The 18079-nt window shown below is 70.6% G+C and carries 16 protein-coding genes; 12 read left to right on the top strand and 4 right to left on the bottom strand.

Features of this window, described 5'->3' with window-relative positions:
• Nucleotides 1–10: 10 nt before the first annotated feature.
• The gene (serC, locus tag ACFY3C_RS36280; RefSeq protein ID WP_390773849.1) at nucleotides 11–1129 is read right to left on the bottom strand and encodes a phosphoserine transaminase; all 1119 of its coding nucleotides are present in this window, start codon (nucleotides 1127–1129) and stop codon (nucleotides 11–13) included.
• Nucleotides 1130–1285: 156 nt separating this feature from the next.
• On the opposite strand from serC, the gene ACFY3C_RS36275 reads away from it, so the two are divergent.
• The 6 genes from ACFY3C_RS36275 to ACFY3C_RS36250 all read left to right on the top strand — a co-directional run bounded on the left by ACFY3C_RS36275 (nucleotide 1286) and on the right by ACFY3C_RS36250 (nucleotide 9476).
• Nucleotides 1286–4123 (top strand): FAD-binding and (Fe-S)-binding domain-containing protein, encoded by a 2838-nt coding sequence (locus ACFY3C_RS36275; RefSeq protein ID WP_390773848.1) that lies wholly within the window; start codon nucleotides 1286–1288, stop codon nucleotides 4121–4123.
• Entirely contained in the window at nucleotides 4120–4896 is a 777-nt protein-coding gene (locus ACFY3C_RS36270) for a metallophosphoesterase family protein (RefSeq protein WP_390773847.1), read from the top strand. The genes ACFY3C_RS36275 and ACFY3C_RS36270 overlap by 4 nt, the downstream gene beginning before the upstream one ends.
• Before the next feature lie 53 nt (nucleotides 4897–4949).
• Entirely contained in the window at nucleotides 4950–6074 is a 1125-nt protein-coding gene (locus ACFY3C_RS36265) for a lipid II:glycine glycyltransferase FemX (protein WP_390773846.1), read from the top strand.
• 123 nt (nucleotides 6075–6197) lie between these two features.
• Entirely contained in the window at nucleotides 6198–6329 is a 132-nt protein-coding gene (locus tag ACFY3C_RS36260) for a hypothetical protein (RefSeq protein ID WP_386573562.1), read from the top strand.
• 112 nt (nucleotides 6330–6441) lie between these two features.
• Complete coding sequence (locus ACFY3C_RS36255) at nucleotides 6442–8409, top strand: ABC transporter ATP-binding protein (RefSeq protein ID WP_390773845.1); 1968 nt, start codon at nucleotides 6442–6444, stop codon at nucleotides 8407–8409.
• 128 nt (nucleotides 8410–8537) lie between these two features.
• Entirely contained in the window at nucleotides 8538–9476 is a 939-nt protein-coding gene (locus tag ACFY3C_RS36250) for a DMT family transporter (RefSeq protein WP_390773844.1), read from the top strand.
• A gap of 111 nt (nucleotides 9477–9587) precedes the next feature.
• On the opposite strand, the gene ACFY3C_RS36245 is transcribed toward ACFY3C_RS36250, so the two are convergent.
• Entirely contained in the window at nucleotides 9588–10331 is a 744-nt protein-coding gene (locus ACFY3C_RS36245; RefSeq protein ID WP_390773843.1) for a class I SAM-dependent DNA methyltransferase, read from the bottom strand.
• A gap of 115 nt (nucleotides 10332–10446) precedes the next feature.
• On the opposite strand from ACFY3C_RS36245, the gene ACFY3C_RS36240 reads away from it, so the two are divergent.
• The 3 genes from ACFY3C_RS36240 to ACFY3C_RS36230 are packed head-to-tail and all read left to right on the top strand — an operon-like array spanning nucleotide 10447 to nucleotide 12871.
• Nucleotides 10447–11121, top strand: coding sequence for a histone-like nucleoid-structuring protein Lsr2 (locus ACFY3C_RS36240; RefSeq protein WP_390773842.1), 675 nt, complete (start codon nucleotides 10447–10449; stop codon nucleotides 11119–11121).
• A 19-nt stretch (nucleotides 11122–11140) separates the two neighbouring features.
• Entirely contained in the window at nucleotides 11141–11824 is a 684-nt protein-coding gene (locus tag ACFY3C_RS36235) for a histone-like nucleoid-structuring protein Lsr2 (protein ID WP_390773841.1), read from the top strand.
• 30 nt (nucleotides 11825–11854) lie between these two features.
• A complete protein-coding gene (locus tag ACFY3C_RS36230; RefSeq protein WP_390773840.1) occupies nucleotides 11855–12871 on the top strand; it encodes a hypothetical protein in 1017 nt (338 codons plus the stop codon).
• 16 nt (nucleotides 12872–12887) lie between these two features.
• On the opposite strand, the gene ACFY3C_RS36225 is transcribed toward ACFY3C_RS36230, so the two are convergent.
• Together ACFY3C_RS36225 and ACFY3C_RS36220 are read right to left on the bottom strand one after the other, a co-directional pair.
• Nucleotides 12888–13082, bottom strand: a complete 195-nt coding sequence (locus ACFY3C_RS36225) for a DUF397 domain-containing protein (RefSeq protein ID WP_390773839.1) — start codon at nucleotides 13080–13082, stop codon at nucleotides 12888–12890.
• Nucleotides 13042–13887 (bottom strand): helix-turn-helix domain-containing protein, encoded by an 846-nt coding sequence (locus ACFY3C_RS36220; protein ID WP_390773838.1) that lies wholly within the window; start codon nucleotides 13885–13887, stop codon nucleotides 13042–13044. The genes ACFY3C_RS36225 and ACFY3C_RS36220 overlap by 41 nt, the downstream gene beginning before the upstream one ends.
• A gap of 119 nt (nucleotides 13888–14006) precedes the next feature.
• Between ACFY3C_RS36220 and ACFY3C_RS36215 the strand changes: the two genes are divergently transcribed.
• Genes ACFY3C_RS36215 through ACFY3C_RS36205 form a run of 3 tightly spaced genes read left to right on the top strand, consistent with a single transcriptional unit; the run spans nucleotide 14007 to nucleotide 18075 of the window.
• On the top strand, nucleotides 14007–14801 hold the full coding sequence (locus ACFY3C_RS36215; RefSeq protein ID WP_390773837.1) for a TIGR03084 family metal-binding protein: 795 nt from the start codon (nucleotides 14007–14009) through the stop codon (nucleotides 14799–14801).
• Nucleotides 14798–16480 carry an acyclic terpene utilization AtuA family protein gene (locus ACFY3C_RS36210; RefSeq protein ID WP_390773836.1) on the top strand — a complete coding sequence of 561 codons (1683 nt, stop codon included), beginning with the start codon at nucleotides 14798–14800 and terminating at the stop codon, nucleotides 16478–16480. The genes ACFY3C_RS36215 and ACFY3C_RS36210 overlap by 4 nt, the downstream gene beginning before the upstream one ends.
• Nucleotides 16477–18075 (top strand): acyl-CoA carboxylase subunit beta, encoded by a 1599-nt coding sequence (locus ACFY3C_RS36205; RefSeq protein ID WP_386573550.1) that lies wholly within the window; start codon nucleotides 16477–16479, stop codon nucleotides 18073–18075. The genes ACFY3C_RS36210 and ACFY3C_RS36205 overlap by 4 nt, the downstream gene beginning before the upstream one ends.
• Nucleotides 18076–18079 lie beyond the last annotated feature (4 nt).

Genomic DNA, 18079 nt, shown 5'->3' with positions numbered 1-18079 from the left:
GGGAAGGAGGTCAGAGCTTCTCGATCACGTAGTCGATGCACTTCGTCAGCGCCTCGACGTCCGCCGGGTCGATCGCCGGGAACATCGCGATGCGCAGCTGGTTGCGGCCGAGCTTGCGGTAGGGCTCGGTGTCCACGATGCCGTTGGCGCGCAGCACCTTGGCGACGGCGGCCGCGTCGATCTCGTCGGAGAAGTCGATCGTGCCGATGACCTGCGAGCGCTTGGCCGGCTCCGAGACGAACGGGGTGGCGTACTTGGACTCCTCCGCCCAGTTGTACAGGCGGGTCGAGGAGTCCTTCGTGCGGCCCGTGGAGAAGGCCAGACCGCCCTGGCCGTTGAGCCACTCCAGCTGCTGGTTCAGCAGGAAGAGGGTGGCGAGGGCCGGGGTGTTGTACGTCTGGTTCTTGCGGGAGTTGTCGATCGCCGTGGGGAGCGAGAAGAACTCCGGGACGTGGCGGCCGGAGGCGTGGACGCGCTCGGCGCGCTCGATCGCGGCCGGGGAGAAGATGCCGATCCACAGGCCGCCGTCGGAGGCGAAGGACTTCTGCGGGGCGAAGTAGTAGACGTCCGTCTCGGCGATGTCGACCGGGAGGCCGCCCGCGCCGGAGGTGGCGTCCACGAGGACGAGCGAGCCCTCGTCGGCGCCGGCCACGCGCTTGATCGGCATGGCGACACCGGTCGAGGTCTCGTTGTGCGTGAAGGCGTACACGTCGACGCCCGCCTCGGCCTGCGCCTCGGGGTGGGTGCCCGGGTCGGTGGCGATGACGGTGGGCTCGGCCAGCCACGGGGCGAGCCCCGCGGCCTTGGCGAACTTGGAGGAGAACTCACCGAAGCTGAGGTGCTGGGACTTGTTCTCGATCAGTCCGTGGGTGGCGATGTCCCAGAAGGCGGTGGACCCGCCGTTGCCGAGGATGACCTCGTAGCCCTCGGGGAGGGAGAACAGGGAGCTGATGCCTTCGCGGACCTGGCCCACCAGGTTCTTGACCGGGGCCTGGCGGTGGGAGGTGCCGAGCAGAGAGCTTCCGGTGGCGGCGAGCGCCTCGAGGGCCTCGGTACGCACCTTGGAGGGGCCCGCGCCGAAGCGTCCGTCGGCGGGCTTGATGTCAGCGGGAATCTGGATGTCGGCCACGAGTCGGAGGGTATCGCCCACGTGAAACGGGACGGAACCGTGTCCGTCCGATGAGACAAGATCGCTGAACTGTGGACTTGTGAGGTTGTACGACGAAACCTGCGGGGCTGTGGAAAAGTCACGGTGACTGTGCGTGATCGGATGCATCCTGGACGCATGACGGATCTCTCGGGCCTTGAGGCGGAGCTGCGTGGGGTCGTCCGGGGTGAGGTCGGCTTCGACGTCACCGCCCGGGCGCTCGTGACCATGGACGCGTCCAACTACCGGCGGGTCCCGGCGGGCGTGGTGGCCCCGCGGGACGCCGAGGACGTGGCGGCGGTGCTGGAGGTGTGCCGGGCACGCGGAGTGCCGGTGGTGGCGCGCGGCGGGGGCACGTCGATCGCGGGGCAGGCGACCGGCACGGGCGTGGTGCTGGACTTCACCCGGCACATGAACGGCCTGCTGGAGCTGGACCCGGCCACCCGTACGGCCGTCGTCCAGCCGGGCCTGGTCCTCGACCGCCTCCAGGAGGCCGCCGCCCCGCACGGCCTGCGCTTCGGCCCCGACCCGTCCACCCACAGCCGCTGCACGCTCGGCGGAATGATCGGCAACAACTCCTGCGGCTCCCACTCGGTCGCCTGGGGGACGACCGCGGACAGCGTCCGGGAGCTGTCCGTCATCACCGCGCGCGGGCAGCGGCTGCGGCCGGGCCGGGACTGGGCCGGAGCGCCGGACGGACTGCGAGCCCTGGTGGAGGCCGACCTGGCCCGCCTGCGCACCGGCTTCCCCGACCTGCCCCGCCGCATCTCCGGATACGCCCTGGACGCCCTGCTCCCCGAAAAGGGCGCCGACGTCGCCCGCTCCTTCTGCGGCTCCGAGGGCACCCTCGGCATCCTCACCGAGGCGGTCGTAGGGCTGGTGGAGGCCCCACGCGCACGAGCCCTCGCGGTGCTGGCGTACGGCGACGAGTCAGGCGCCGCCGAGGCCGCCGCCGGACTCCTGCCTCTCGGTCCGCTGACGGTGGAGGGCATGTCGGCCGACCTGGTGCGCTCGCCGGCCGGGCTGCCGGGGGGCGGCGCCTGGCTCTTCGTGGAGACCGGCGGACAGACACCGGCCGAGACACGCGCGCGTGCGGAGGCGATCGTCCGCGCGGCCGACGTCGTCGACTCCCTGGTGGTGACGGACCCGGCGGCCCAGCGGACCCTGTGGCGCATCCGCGAGGACGCGAGCGGTACGGCGACCCGGATGCCGGACGGCAGCGAGGCCTGGCCGGGCTGGGAGGACTGCGCGGTACCCCCCACCCGGCTCGGCCCCTACCTCAGGGACTTCCGCGCCCTGCTCGCCGCCCACGGCCTGCGCGGCACTCCGTACGGCCACTTCGGCGACGGCTGCATCCACGTCCGCATCGACTTCGACCTGCTCACCGAGGCGGGCGTCGGCCGCTTCCGGCGCTTCTCCGAGGAGCTGGCCGACCTGGTCGTCGCCCACGGCGGCTCACTGTCCGGGGAGCACGGCGACGGCCAGGCCCGCGCGGAACTGCTGCCGCGGATGTACGGCGAGGAGACGGTACGGCTCTTCGAGCGGGCCAAGGCGATCTGGGATCCCGACGACCTGCTCAACCCCGGCATGCTGGTCCGTCCGGCCCCGCTCGACAGCGACCTCCGCTTCTCCGTCCTGCCCCGCCGCCCGGTGGACGTGACCTTCGGCTACCCGGCCGACGGCGGCGACTTCGGCGCGGCCGTCCGCCGCTGCGTCGGCGTCGCCAAGTGCCGTACGACCACGGCTGCCGGGTCCGCCGTGATGTGCCCCTCCTTCCGGGCGACCGGCGAGGAGGAGCACTCCACCCGTGGGCGGGCCCGGCTGCTGCACGAGATGCTCGCGGGCGAACTGGTCACGACGGGCTGGCGCTCCACGGAGGTCCGGGACGCCCTGGACCTGTGCCTGTCCTGCAAGGGCTGCCGCTCGGACTGCCCGGTGGGCGTCGACATGGCCACCTACAAGGCCGAGTTCCTGCATCACCACTACGAGGGCCGACGCCGTCCCGCCGCCCACTACACGATGGGATGGCTGCCGGTATGGCTGCGCTGGGTGGCACGAACCCGCACGGCCGCGCTGCTCAACAGACTCGCGTCCGTACGGCTGTTGGCCCGGCTGGGGAAACGCCTGGGCGGAATCGCACCGGAACGGCAGATCCCGAGGATCGCGAAGGAGCCGTTCACCCACTGGTGGCGACGGCGGCAGCGGCGCACCGCGGGAGACCTGGTCGTCCTGTGGCCCGACACCTTCACCGAGCACCTCTCGCCCTCGGTCGGACAGGCGGCCGTCCGGGTGCTGGAGGCCGCCGGCCTCAGGGTGGTCCTGCCACCGTCCCGCCCGCTCGGCGGCGGGGTCTGCTGTGGCCTGACCTACGTCTCCACCGGCCAGCTCGACCGGGCCCGCGCGGTGCTGCGCCGCACCCTGGACCTGATGGAACCGGTGCTGCGCCGCGGCGCCCCGGTCGTCGTCCTGGAACCGAGCTGTGCGGCGGCCCTCCGCGGCGACCTCCCCGAACTCCTGCACGACGACCCACGCGCCCCCCGGCTCGCGTCATCGATCCTCACCTTCGCCGAGGCACTCGAACGCCACGCCCCCGACTGGACCCCGCCCGCCGTCGACCGCCCGGTCGCCGGCCAGACCCACTGCCACCAACACGCGATCCTCGGCGACACCGCCGACCGCAGCCTGCGCGAGTCCGCGGGCCTGACCGGCGAGCTGAGCGGCGGATGCTGCGGACTTGCGGGCAACTTCGGCTTCGAGAAAGGCCACTTCGAGGTGTCGAAGGCATGCGCGCAGGAGCAGCTGCTGCCGTCGGTACGGGGCGTGGCCGAGGGCACGCTGATCCTGGCGGACGGCTTCTCGTGCCGCACCCAGCTGGAGCAGCTGGCGGGGGTGCGGGGCCGACACCTGGCGGAGGTACTGGCAGAGGGCCTGGAGAAGGAATCGAAAGTATCGGGAGTATCGGGAGTGGAGAAATGACCGAGGAACACACCCGGCTGGCAGTCCTCTCCGACATCCACGGCGTACTCCCCGCCCTGGAGGCCGTCCTGGCAGAGCCCGAAGTGGCCGCCGCCGACCGGATCGTCCTCACCGGGGACATCACGGCGGGCCCCCAGCCGTCCGAGGCGCTGGACCTGCTGCGGTCGCTGGGTGACCGGGTGCTGTGGGTCGGCGGGAACGCGGACCGGGAACTGGTGGAGTACCGGCGGGGCAAGCGCACGGAGATCCCGGACCCGATCGGCCCGTTCGCGGCGCGGGCACTCCGCGAGGACCAGGTGGACTTCCTGGCCGCACTGCCCGGAACCCTCACCCTGCGCGTCCGCGGCCTCGGCAAGGTGCTCTTCTGCCACGCCACCCCGCGTGACGACGAGGAGGTGGTGCTGGTGGACTCCCGCCCTGAGCGCTGGGCCGAGGTCTTCTCCGGCCTCGCCCCCGACATCGGCACGGTCGTCTGCGGCCACACCCACATGCCCTACGTCCGCCTGGCCCACGGCCGCCTGGTGGTCAACCCGGGCAGCATCGGCATGCCGTACGGCCGTCCCGGCGCCCACTGGTGCCTCCTGGGCCCCGGAGCCGACCTGCGCGTGACGTCGTACGACATACCGGGGGCGGCGGCCCGGCTCACCGCCGAGTGCGCGTACCCGGAGATCGCCGAGTGGGCCGACTACTTCCTTCACGCGCGGGCTTCGGACACGGAGGTGCTGGCGGCCTGGGGGCCGAAGGACGGCAGGGAGGCTTCTGAGGTTTCGTAGCGGCGGGTTCATAAGCTGACGGAACCAAGCAACCCTGAAGGAGCACAGTCCGCATGACGTCCCTCCGCCTTCAACCCATCAGCCGCGCCGAGCACCTGTCCTTCGTGGCCTCTCTGCCCTCGGTCAGCCACATGCAGCTCCCGTCCTGGGGCGATGTGAAGCCCGACTGGCGGGCGGAGAGCCTGGGATGGTTCGACGGGGACGGGCGGCTGGTGGGTGCCGGGCTGGTGTTGTTGCGGCCGTTGCCGAAGGTGAAGCGGTATCTGGCATACCTGCCCGAAGGGCCCGTCATCGACTGGCACGTGCCCGACCTGGAGCGCTGGCTGGAGCCGATGCTGGCCTATCTCAAGGGGCGCGGTGCCTTCTCCGTGAAGATGGGGCCGCCCGTGGTCGTGCGGCGGTGGAGTCCCGAGGCGGTCAAGGCCGCGATCGCCGACCCGGGCGCGCACCGGCTGCGGGACGCGGAGGCGACGTCGACCGAGCCGCGTGCCGTGGAGCTGACGGAGCGGCTGCGGCGCATGGGCTGGCGGCAGGCCGAGGCGGGCAGCGAGGAGGGGTTCGCCGCCGGGCAGCCCCGGTATGTATGCCAAGTGCCGTACGCAGGGAAGTCGTTGGAGGAGGTCCACCGTGGGCTCAACCAGCAGTGGCGGCGCAACATCAAGAAGGCCGAGAAGGCCGGCGTGCAGGTCGTGCGCGGGGGATACGAGGACCTGCCGGTCTTCTACGGCCTCTACACGGAGACCGCCGAGCGCGACCGGTTCATCCCGCGCCCGCTGCCGTACTTCCAGCGCATGTGGACGGCGCTCGCCGCCGAACACCCCGACCGGATGCGGCTGTACCTCGCACACCACGAGGGCGAGGTGCTCGCCGCGGCCACCATGCTGATCGTCGGCGGCCACGTCTGGTACTCCTACGGCGCCTCCACCAGCCGCAAGCGCGAGGTCCAGCCCAACAACGCCATGCAGTGGCGGATGATGGCCGACGCACACGAACTCGGTGCCCACGTCTACGACTTCAGGGGCATCACCGACACCCTGGAGGAGTCCAACCACCTGCTCGGGCTGCTCCGCTTCAAGGTGGGCGCGGGCGGCGAGGCGGTGGAGTACGTGGGGGAGTGGGACTTCCCGCTCAACCGGCTGCTGCACAAGGCGCTCGACGTCTACATGTCCCGGCGCTGAGCCCCTCAAGCAATTCCAAGGTGTTCCAAGGGGAATCACAGAGCGCCTGTGTAGCTTCTTCGGTGTCGGGTTCCGGACGCGGAATTCCCGGACCATAGAACTGCGAAAACACTAGGAGTCGGAATGAGCTTCAAGAAGCTTGCCCCGCTGCCCCCGAAGCCCAAGTCGAAGCAGCTCCCGCCGCCGCCGAAGCCGAAGCCCAAGAAGCACGCCCACAAGCCGCTCCCCAAGCCGCTGCCCGGCCGGGACCACTGATCCGACGCTGATCCGAAAGGGGTCGATGGTGCACCGTCGACCCCTTTTCGCCTTCATTTGGGAAGGCGATTCGGGAAGATGATTCGGGAAGGTGATTCGGAAAGGGATTCCGGTGACTGACGAGATCGAAGAATTCGAGTACGAGACGCCTGCCATTCCCGCCAAGACGGCGTTCCGCCGATTCTGGCCGCTGACAAAGGGGCTCAGGAAATGGCTGCTTCTCGTCTGGGTGTGCACGGTGCTCGCCGCGCTCGCCGAGACCGAGGCCATCCTGCTCTTCAGCGACCTCACCGACCACGCCCTCCAGAAGGGCTCGCTGGCCGCGTTCTGGAGTCCGGCCGTCAAGTGGCTGGGCGTCGCCGTGGTCGGCGCGCTGGTCGCGTACGCCGGCAACTCCCTTGCCGCGTGGGCGACCGAGCGCTTCGTGATGCGGCTGCGCGAGCACGTCTTCGACCATGTGCAGCAGCTGCCCCCGCACTTCTTCCAGCGCCACCGCCAGGGCGACCTGCTCTCCCGGCTGACCAGTGACGTCGAGGCGATCGAGACGATGGTCGTGTCCGGCCTGGTCGGCGCCGCCTCGGCCGCCTTCTCCGCCCTCTTCTACGCGGCCGCCGCGTTCTGGCTGCGCTGGGACCTGGCCGCCGCCACCTTCGTCCTCGCCCCGCTGTTCTGGCTGGCGGCCCGCCGCTTCTCCGGCTCCATCAAGGACGTCTCCCGCGAGGGCAGGGTCGCCGACGGCGCGATCACCTCCGTCGTCGAGGAGTCCCTCGGCAACATCGTGCTGACGCAGGCGTACGACCGCCGGGACGCCGAGCGGCGGCGGCTGAGCGAGGAGGCGAACGCCTGGTTCCGCGCCTCGGTCCGCGCCACCCGCCTCAACGAGGCCTACGAACAACTCGTCCAGGTCATAGAGACGATCTGCGTCCTGGCGGTGATCGGCATCGGCGCCTGGGAGATCTCCACCTGCCGGATGACCCTCGGCCAGCTCCTCGCCTTCGCAGCGTTCCTCGGCTACCTCTACCCGCCCGTGCGGGGCCTGGCCCAGCTCGGGCTCACGGTCACCGCGGCCACGGCGGGCGCCGAGCGGCTGATCGAGATCCTGGACGTGCGGCCCTCGGTCACCGACCCCCGGCGGGGCACCGAGACCGGCCGCCCGGACGGCACGATCGAAGTCCGCGACGTCTCCTTCCGCTACCCGGGCGCCGACCGCACGGCCCTCGAAGACCTGTCCTTCACGGTCAGCCCCGGCGAACTGGTGATCGTCACCGGCCCGAGCGGCGCCGGAAAGTCCACCGTCTCCAAGCTCCTGCTCCGCTTCTACGACCCGGACTCCGGCCAGGTCCTGCTGGACGGCGTACCCCTGCGCGACTTCCCGCTGGCCCGCCTGCGCGAGTACGTCACCCTCCTCCCGCAGGAGACCCTCGTGCTGCACGACACGGTCCGCGCCAACATCGCCTGCGGCCGGCCCGGCGCCAGTGACCAGGCCATCGAGGAGGCGGCGCGGGCGGCCGACGCACACGACTTCATCGTCCGGCTCCCCGACGGCTACGACACCAGGGTCGACCCCAACTCGGCCCGGCTGTCCGGCGGCCAGCTCCAGCGCCTGGCCATCGCCCGCGCGATCCTGCGCGATGCCCCGGTCCTGGTCCTGGACGAGCCGACCACCGGCCTGGACGCGATGGCCGCCCGCCGGGTGGTCAAGCCGCTGCGCCGCCTGATGACCGGCCGTACGACGATCATGATCACCCACGACCTCAACCTGGCCCCCGACGCCGACCGCATCCTCGTCGTGGACCGCGGCCGCATCGTCGAGACGGGCCGCCACGAGGAACTGCTCGCACGGGGCGGGGCCTACGCACGGCTGCACCGCTCGCAGAACAACGCGGTGATGGACACGGCCGAGCTGCGACTGCCGCTGTTCGAGGAGGCACAGCCGCCCGCGCCGGCGCCGGTGTACGAGTACGCGCAGGTCCAGCAGTACCCGCACGGCTACGGCTACGGCAACGGCTACGACCCGTACCCTGCCCAACCCGCATCGTGGCCCCAACCTGCGCATGAGGACCCCTGGTCCGGCATCTGACCCCGACGCATCTCAGCATCCAGGACAGCTACATAAAGGGTTCACACTCCTGACGGAGTCTATTACCCTGGACTCGGTAGTACATCGAGATGAACAAGATCTGATCCGAGCCAGCCCCAGGACCGCCCGTGAGCACCCCCAGCGCCACCGCACCCTCGACGCAGCAAGCGCCCGCACCCTCGGGTGGTGCCCCGCGCCGCCTCAGCTCGCTCGGACCCGTCGGGCTGGTGCTGGCCGGCGGGATCTCGGTCCAGTTCGGCGGGGCGCTCGCGGTGACCCTGATGCCGAGGGCCGGCGCGCTCGGCGTCGTCACCCTGCGGCTGCTCGCGGCGGCCGTGCTCCTCCTGGTGGTCTGCCGGCCCCGGCTGCGCGGCCACTCGCGCACCGACTGGGGCACGGTGGTCGTCTTCGGCATCACCATGGGCGCGATGAACGGCCTCTTCTACGAGGCGGTGGCCCGCATCCCGCTGGGCCCCGCGGTCACCCTCGAGGTCCTCGGCCCCCTCGCCCTGTCCGTCCTGGCGTCCCGCCGTGCGATCAACGCGGTGTGGGCGGGTCTGGCCCTCGCGGGCGTCTTCCTGCTCGGCGGCGGAGGCTTCAGCGACCTCGACCCCACCGGTGTGGCCTTCGCCCTGGGTGCCGGCGCCATGTGGGCGGCCTACATCGTCTTCAGCGCCCGTACGGGCCGCCGCTTCCCGCAGGCGGACGGACTGGCCCTTGCGATGGCCGTGGCGGCCCTGCTCTTCCTACCCCTGGGCATCGCCGAGGCGGGCACCCGTCTCCTCGACCCCACCACCGTCGCCCTCGGCTCGGCGGTGGCCCTGCTCTCCTCGGTGCTGCCCTACACCCTCGAACTCCTGGCCCTGCGCCGCCTGCCCGCCTCCACCTTCGCCATCCTCATGAGCCTGGAACCGGCCATCGCGGCCACAGCCGGCTTCCTGATCCTCGGCCAGGCCCTGTCCGCCACGGAGGCCGCCGCGATCGCCCTGGTCATCGCGGCGAGCATCGGCGCGGTGCGGACTCAGGTGGGCCGGGGGAAGGCGCGGGCGCAGACCCCGGAGGCCTGACACTCACTCCGCTGCCGGGGCGGGCTCAGTCGCCCGGGGCTCCCGGGCCGGGTTGAGCCGCCTGGCCACTCTCCCGCCGGGCTCAGTCACCCGGCTTTTCCCGCACCGCGCTCAGTTGTCAGCTTTCTCCCACACCGACACGTGCTGCCGGCTCTCGCTCGTGAACGGCTCCCTGCTCCAGCCGTCCCACCGCTCGCGCAGCCGCAGCCCCGCGAGCCGGGCCATCAGATCCAGCTCCGCCGGCCACACGTACCGGAACGGAACGGACAGGTACGTGGCGTCGCCGTCCACCACCCGCACATGGTGCGAACTCATCGACTGCGTCACCACGTCGTACAGGTCGAAGCCCAGCCGCCCTTCCTCCACGCGGAACGGCACCGCGTTCTGCCCGGGCGGCAGCCGGCGCAGGTCGGGCACCGTGACCTCGACGACGAAGCAGCCGCCGGGCTCGAGATGGTTCGCGGCGTTGCGGAAGCAGTCCACCTGGGCGTCCTGTGACGTCAGATTCATGATCGTGTTGAAGACCAGGTAGGCGACGGAGAAGCCCCCGTCCACCCGCGTCGTCGCGAAGTCCCCGATCGTCACCCCGATCGCGTCACCGCCGGGCTTGTCCCGCAGCCGCTCCACCATCGCCCGGGACAGGTCGATACCGTGCACCTCGATCCCGCGTCGCGCCAGCGGCAGCGCGATCCGCCCGGTACCGATGCCGAGTTCCAGGGCCCGGCCGCCCTCACCCGCCAGCTCCGCCAGGAAGTCGACGGCTGGGTCCACGACCTCCGGGTCGAACATCTCCCCCGACGACTCGTCGTACCGCGCCGCGACCGCTTCTCCGAAGTAACCGTCTTCATCGAGCACCGGCCGACGGTACTGCGGCGACGGCCCGCCACGCGCGTGGTTTTCTGACCTGTTCACCATCACTCAGAACCCGACGAACAGCCCCGAGATAACAGCTACACCGCCAAGGATTCCTGTGACCAGCATCGACCAGCTCACTCGACTCTGCCCGCCCCCCGCCGACCCGCCCACGGTCGACTGGGGCGCAGTCGAGGCCACGCTCGGATTCCGGCTGCCCGAGGACTACAAGCAGCTCGCCGCCGCCTACGGCCCGGGTGCCTTCGCCGGGTTCATCCGTGTCTTCCACCCGCGCGGGCTCACTGAATGGGTCGACCTCACCGGACCGGTGCCCGCAGCCATGCAGGAGCAACTGCAGAGCGACCGGGATCGAGGCCGGCCCGTCCCGTACGATCCCCGGAGCCTGCTCGCCATGGGCGTGACCGACAACGGTGAGCACCTCTTCTGGATCATGGACCCGCGGGACGACCCGGACGCCTGGCGCATCGCCATCAATGAAGCGCGCGGCCCGCTCTGGTTCACCTTCAACGGAACCCTGACCGAGTTGCTCGTCTCCGTCTTGAGCGGAGAGACCGCCGTACCGCAGTTCCCTGAAAGCCTACGGCGAGAGGCCACCACCTTCATCCCCTCTCCCCCTCAAAGGTCAGTTCCCTCTGCCAGCCCAGCCCGGCTCCCGGCTGACACCAACGTCATCCGCGAGTGGGCCCGGGCCAATGGCTACGACATCCCTCCTCGTGGGCGCGTCCCCGCGGCGATCATCGACGCCTGGATCGAGGCCAACGGTGGGGCGTGATTCATGCCTTACACCACCTGTGACCAGCATCGACCATCTGACTCGTCTGTGCCCGCCCCCGGCCGATCCGCCCCTGGTCGACTGGCGCGCTGTCGAGGCCACGCTCGGATTTCGGCTGCCCGAGGACTACAAGCAGCTTGCGACCGCATACGGCCCTGGACGCTTCGCCGATTTCATCCACATCCACCATCCACACGGATACACCCAGTACGTCGACCTCACCGGCCCCATGTCTGCCCGTATCCGGGAACAACTGAAGAAGGACTACGACCAGGGCACGCATCCCGTGCCATATGACTCGCAGCTCCTGTTTCCCATGGGCGGCACCGACAACGGCGAGGAACTCTTCTGGGTCACCGCTCCGCCGGACTCCCCAGATGCCTGGCAGATCGCCGTCAACGAAGCCCGAGGGCCCCGCTGGTTCACCTTCGCCGGCACACTGACCGCATTCCTCGTGGCCGTTCTGAGCGGAGAGACGGCCGTACCCATGTTCCCGAAGGACCTCCTTCAGGGAGACATCGGCTTCACGGCTTCCGTTCCGAGCGAAGGAGTGCCGCCCATGCCTCGCGTTCGTCCGCCCGTCAACCCTGACGACATCCGCGCATGGGCCAGGGCCAACGGCTACGACGTTCCTCTCCGGGGCCGCATCCCCGCAGCGGTCCGTGACGCCTGGGAACGGGTCACGGGAGACAGCGCAACCTGATCGAGCCACGCGGGCCCCCTCACCACCACCATGGACTACGCCCATACCAACGCCGAACTCCTCGCGGAGGAAGAACTCCCGGGGCTGACCGCCCGCGCCCGCGAGAACCTCGACGCCTTCCTGGTGCGCCACCAGGCCTGCTGGCTGGTCGCGGAGCACGGGGGCGAGATCGTGGCGGGCCGGGTGGCCGCGGACAGCTCCCGGGTCTTCGCCGAGCGCCGCCGCCTCCCCTCCACCGAAGCCGGCGCGTCACGGGGATTCGTGTCGCCGCTGCCCGACGGCGGGCTAGCGGTGGCCGCGGGCGGGCGTGTCACGGTGTACGACGCCGATGCGCGGGTGCGGTGGACGCACGAGTTCGAGCCGTGGTCCTACGCGAAGACCGGAGGCCCCGCATGCGTCACCGACGGCGGGGGCAGCCGCCTGCTCGTCACGACCACCGGGCCCGGCATGACGGACCGCCCCTATCCCGGTGACCGGTGTGTCGTCCTGGAGCTGAGCGACGGCCGGACCGTCACGCACACGACCCTGCCCTCCGCGAGCGCGGGCTACATCTTCCAGCAGTCGCTCACGGATCCCGCGCAGATCTTCCTCGACGCCCTGCAGGGCGACACGTTCTACTCCCGCGTGCTGACCTTGGAGGGCGACACCGTCCGCGCCGACCCCTTCGGCGACGACGAGCCGTTCGCCGGAGTGAGCCTCGGCGGCGCGGTCCTCCAGCTGGACGTCGGAGGCGAGTGGATGAGTCGCTGCGAGGCCGGCTCGGACGAGGTCCTGGTCGAAGCCGAGGACGTCCTGCCCGAGGGCCTGCGCTTCGTCGGCCAACGCCCCGGCTTCCTCGACCGGGACCGCATCGTCGTGGCCGTCGCCGAGGAGGAGGGCGGGGAGGACAACCGTCACCTGATCCTGGACGGCTGCACGCTCCAGCCGGTCTTCGTACTCGACCACCCGGGCACCACTTGCCCCGATCCTCTTGCCCTCGGCCACGGCACCTGGCTGACCACGGAGGCGGACCTGGTGCGCAGGTGGCGGGTGGCCGGCTCCGAGTAGCGCCGTCAGCCGTAGGTCAGTCCTTCACCGACTCCACGAACGCCGACCAGGCACCGGCCGGGAACACGAGAGCGGGGCTCTGCGGATTCTTGGAGTCGCGGACGGCTGTGCAGGGGGTGAGATCGGCCACCTCCACACAGTCACCGCCGGTGTCGCCGCTGTACGACGACTTACGCCACGCTATGCCCGTCAGGTTCAGGGTCGTTCCCATACCGTTCCTCCATCACGCGGGCGATCAGGGCCGCCGAGTCGTCCACGGAGAGAGCGGCCGCCTGCAGGTGATCGTAACGGACCGAACCCTCCTTGAAAGCTTGCGGATTGGCCGTCATGTGGCCTTGGACGAAGTCCTCGGTGTAGACGATGTCGGGGTCCTTCTCGAAGCGCAGAAGATTGAACGAACCCATCAACCCTGTGTGCGCCCCGGCCTCGAACGGGAGCACTTGGATGTCCAGCCAGGTGCGCTTCTGCGTATCCAGCAGGTACGTCAGTTGTTCCCGCATGACCTCCCGGCCGCCGACCTCCTGATGCAACGCCGCCTCGCTCAGTACCACCCACGCGACCGGAGGTTGATCACGGTCCAGGATGCGCTGGCGATCCAGGCGAGCGGCCACCTTGCCGTCGAGATTGCCGTCGTCCCGGATGCCGAGCACCGCTCTTGCGTAAGCCTTTGTCTGGAGAAGCCCGTAGACCAACTGCGCCTGGTGCGTGGAGATGTATGCCGCCTTCGCCTCCATCTCCGCATACGGCTGAAACCAACTAGGCAGCTGGCTCCGTAACACCAGCCCGACCAGCCTGGAGAACAACCCATCCGTCCCCAGCGCCGCATCCACCCGCTCGGAAAACTCCCGTTGCGGAACCTTCGCCGCCGTCTCGATCTGCCCGATCAAAGACCCCGTGCAGAAGACGATCGAGCCGAGTTGGGCCAAGGTCAGGCCGGCCGCTTCCCGTGCCCTGCGCAGCTCATAACCGTAGTAGTCCAACGGTGATGCACTGGGATCGAGTTTGCGGATGTTCACCGTCACCACCTCCGTTAACCGAGGGTAGCGACTTGCGTGCGCACAGGAGTCAGCCTGTGGAAAACAAAGTCATGCAAGCGTGCTTGATTGTTTCTCGTGCCACTGCCATGCTCCCTGCCATGTCCGAGCCGACGCCCGTCTTTGACGACCTGCGCGAGGAAAGTGAAGAACTCGACCACCTGGTGGCTGAGTTGACCGAGGAGCGGTGGGCGCTCGCCACGCCCGCGCCGCGCTGGAGCATCGCCCACCAGATCGCCCATCTGCACTGGACGGACCGGGCCGCCCTGCTCGCCGTCACGGACGAGGACGGGTTCGGGGAGGTCGTCCAGAAGGCGCTGAAGTCCCCCGACTCCTTCGTCGACGAGGCCGCCGAGGAAGGCGCCCGGCTCGCACCCGCCGAGCTGCTGTCCCGCTGGCGGGAGGGACGGGCCGCACTGGACAGGGCACTGCGGGCGGCACCACAGGGAGCCCGCTTCCCCTGGTTCGGGCCGCCCATGTCGGCCGCCTCAATGGCCACCGGGCGTCTTATGGAGACCTGGGCCCATGGCCAGGACGTGGCGGACGCTCTGGGTGTGGTGCGCGCACCCACCGACCGGCTCCGGCATGTGGTCCGCATCGGGGTGCGCGCCCGGGACTTCGCCTTCGGGGTACGGGGGCTGCCCGTGCCGGCGGAGGAGTTCCGCGTCGAGGTTCGCGCGCCCTCCGGCGCCCTGTGGACGTACGGCCCCGAAGACGCCCCGCAACGCGTCACCGGCCCCGCCCTCGACTTCTGCCTTCTGGTCACCCAGCGCGCCCACCGTGCCGACCTAGCCCTCCATGCCGAGGGCTCGGACGCCGACCGCTGGCTCGACATCGCGCAGGCCTTCGCGGGCCCGCCCGGCACCGGCCGCAAGGCGAAGGAGGAACCGGCGTGACGGTGCTCCGCATCGGCAACTTCTCCGGCTTCTACGGCGACCGCGCCGACGCCCTGCGCGAGATGCTCACCGGCGGCGAGGTCGACGTCCTCACCGGCGACTATCTCGCCGAGCTGACCATGCTGATCCTCGGCCGGGACCGGCTGAAGGACCCGGCCGCCGGGTACGCCCGTACCTTCCTGCGGCAGCTGGAGGACTGCCTCGGCCTCGCCCACGAGCGCGGGGTGCGGATCGTCACCAACGCGGGTGGTCTGAATCCGGCCGGACTTGCTGTCGCCGTGCGGCAGTTGGCCGAGCGGCTCGGTATCCCCGTGCGGGTCGCCCACGTCGAGGGTGATGACCTCACCGCCCAGCATCCCGGCGCCCTAGCCGCCCACGCCTACCTCGGTGGTTTCGGGATCGCCGAGTGCCTGCGGGACGGTGCCGACGTCGTGATCACCGGGCGGGTGACCGACGCGGCGCTCGTCACCGGGCCCGCCGCCGCCCACTTCGGCTGGCAGCCGGGGGAGTACGACCGCCTCGCCGGGGCCGTCGTCGCCGGGCATGTGCTGGAGTGCGGGACGCAGGCGACCGGCGGGAACTACTCCTTCTTCCGCGAGGGTGACGTACGCCGTCCCGGCTTCCCGCTCGCCGAGATCCACGCGGACGGCAGCAGCGTCATCACCAAGCACCCCGGCACCGGCGGCTTCGTGGACGTCGGCACGGTCACCGCGCAGCTGCTCTACGAGACCGGTGGCGCCCGGTACCTCGGCCCCGACGTCACCGCCCGGCTGGACACCGTACGGCTGAGCCAGGACGGGGCGGACCGGGTGCGGATCGAGGGTGTGCGCGGGGAGGCGCCCCCGCCGACGCTCAAGGCCGGACTCAATCGGCTCGGCGGCTTCCGCAACGAGGTCGCCTTCGTACTCACCGGGCTCGACATCGAGGCCAAGGCGGATCTTGTGCGGGAGCAGCTGGGTGACGCGCTCGCCAAGTCTCCGCCCAATGAGGTCCGTTGGGATCTCGTCCGTACCGACCGGGCCGATGCCGACTCCGAGGAGACGGGCAGCGCGCTACTGCGGCTCGTCGTACGGGACCCGGACCAGCAGGTCGTCGGGCGTGCGCTGAGCGGAGCCGCCATCGAGCTGGCGCTGGCCAGCTACCCCGGGTTCCATGTGCTGGCGCCACCTGGAAAGGGCGCACCTTATGGGGTCTTCGAGGATGTGTACGTCCCCCATGGTGCCGTCGACCATGTGGCGGTCCTCCATGACGGGCGCCGGGTGATCGTGGCGGCGGTACCGGCCCAGGACACCCTCGTAACCGACGAACTGCCCCAGCCACCGTTGCCTGAGCCGCTTCCGTCCGGGCCCGTCCGCCGTGCCCCCCTCGGGCTCGTCGCCGGAGCCCGCAGCGGGGACAAGGGCGGGAACGCCAACGTGGGGGTGTGGGTGCGGTCGGAGGAGGCCTGGCGGTGGCTCGTGCACGAGCTGACCGTGGACAGGTTCCGGCAGCTGATCCCCGAGAGCGAGGGGCTGCCCGTCAGCCGGCACGTGCTTCCGAACCTCCGCGCCGTCAACTTCGTCGTGACCGGCATCCTCGGTGCCGGCGTCGCCGCCCAGCACCGCTTCGACCCGCAGGCCAAGGCCCTCGGCGAATGGCTGCGCTCCCGCCACCTGGACATTCCGGAGGCCCTGCTGTGACCGTTCTCGAGACGGCCCTGGACACCCAGCACCCCGACTACCAGGCCAACCGCGAGGCCATGCTCGCCAAGCTCGCCGACCTGGAGGCCGAGCACGCCAAGGCGCTCGCGGGCGGCGGTGAGAAGTACGTCCAGCGGCACCGGAAGCGGGGCAAGCTGCTCGCCCGGGAACGCATCGAGCTGCTCCTGGACCCGGACACGCCCTTCCTGGAGCTGTCCCCGCTGGCCGCCTGGGGGAGTGACTACACGGTCGGCGCCTCCCTGGTCACCGGGATCGGCGTGGTCGAGGGCGTGGAGTGCCTGATCACCGCCAACGACCCGACCGTGCGCGGCGGCGCCAGCAACCCCTGGAGCCTGAAGAAGGCCCTGCGCGCCAACGACATCGCGCTCGCCAACCGGCTGCCCTGCATCAGCCTGGTGGAGTCCGGGGGAGCCGATCTGCCGTCCCAGAAGGAGATCTTCATCCCCGGTGGGGCCATCTTCCGGGATCTGACCCGGCTGTCCGCCGCCGGTATCCCGACCGTCGCCGTCGTCTTCGGCAACTCCACCGCCGGCGGGGCGTACATCCCCGGCATGTCCGACCACGTGATCATGGTCAAGGAGCGGGCGAAGGTGTTCCTCGGCGGGCCGCCGCTGGTGAAGATGGCGACCGGGGAGGAGAGCGACGACGAGTCGCTCGGCGGTGCCGAGATGCACGCGCGCGTGTCGGGCCTCGCCGACTACTTCGCCGTGGACGAGCAGGACGCCCTGCGCCAGGCCCGCCGGGTCGTCGCGCGCCTCAACCACCGCAAGGCGCACGGCGATCCGGGCCCGGCGGCCCCGCCGAAGTACGACGAGGACGAACTGCTCGGCATCGTCCCCGGCGACCTGAAGATCCCCTTCGACCCGCGCGAGGTCGTCGCCCGCCTGGTCGACGCCTCCGACTTCGACGAGTTCAAGCCGCTGTACGGGACGAGCCTCGCGACCGGCTGGGCAAGCCTGCACGGCTATCCGGTCGGCATCCTGGCGAACGCCCAGGGCGTCCTGTTCAGCGAGGAGTCGCAGAAGGCCGCCCAGTTCATCCAGCTCGCCAACCAGCGCGACATCCCACTCCTGTTCCTCCACAACACCACCGGCTACATGGTCGGCAAGGAGTACGAGCAGGGCGGGATCATCAAGCACGGCGCGATGATGATCAACGCGGTCAGCAACAGCAGGGTCCCGCATCTGTCGGTGCTGATGGGCGCGTCGTACGGCGCCGGCCACTACGGCATGTGCGGGCGGGCCTACGACCCCCGCTTCCTGTTCGCCTGGCCCAGCGCCAAGTCGGCCGTCATGGGCCCGCAGCAGCTCGCGGGCGTGCTGTCGATCGTCGCCCGGCAGTCGGCGGCGGCGAAGGGGCAGCCGTACGACGAGGACGCGGACGCCGCCCTGCGCGCCATGGTGGAGCAGCAGATCGAGTCCGAGTCGCTGCCGATGTTCCTGTCCGGGCGGTTGTACGACGACGGCGTCATCGACCCGCGCGACACCCGCACCGTCCTCGGCCTGTGCCTGTCCGCGATCCACACCGCCCCCTACGAGGGCGCGCGCGGCGGCTTCGGCGTCTTCCGGATGTGACGGC

The sequence above is a fragment of the Streptomyces sp. NPDC001410 genome, assembly GCF_042895235.1.
Classification (GTDB): Bacteria; Actinomycetota; Actinomycetes; order Streptomycetales; family Streptomycetaceae; genus Streptomyces.
This window is presented reverse-complemented; position numbering and strand designations above follow the sequence as displayed.

Bases quoted from the DNA above. Each gene is read 5' to 3' on its own strand.
- ACFY3C_RS36260 (WP_386573562.1), top strand. From the start codon at position 6,198: ATGAGCTTCAAGAAGCTTGCCCCGCTGCCCCCGAAGCCCAAGTCGAAG.
- ACFY3C_RS36270 (WP_390773847.1), top strand. From the start codon at position 4,120: ATGACCGAGGAACACACCCGGCTGGCAGTCCTCTCCGACATCCACGGC.
- ACFY3C_RS36230 (WP_390773840.1), top strand. From the start codon at position 11,855: ATGGACTACGCCCATACCAACGCCGAACTCCTCGCGGAGGAAGAACTC.
- ACFY3C_RS36215 (WP_390773837.1), top strand. From the start codon at position 14,007: ATGTCCGAGCCGACGCCCGTCTTTGACGACCTGCGCGAGGAAAGTGAA.
- ACFY3C_RS36225 (WP_390773839.1), bottom strand. From the start codon at position 13,082: ATGGGAACGACCCTGAACCTGACGGGCATAGCGTGGCGTAAGTCGTCG.
- ACFY3C_RS36265 (WP_390773846.1), top strand. From the start codon at position 4,950: ATGACGTCCCTCCGCCTTCAACCCATCAGCCGCGCCGAGCACCTGTCC.
- ACFY3C_RS36275 (WP_390773848.1), top strand. From the start codon at position 1,286: ATGACGGATCTCTCGGGCCTTGAGGCGGAGCTGCGTGGGGTCGTCCGG.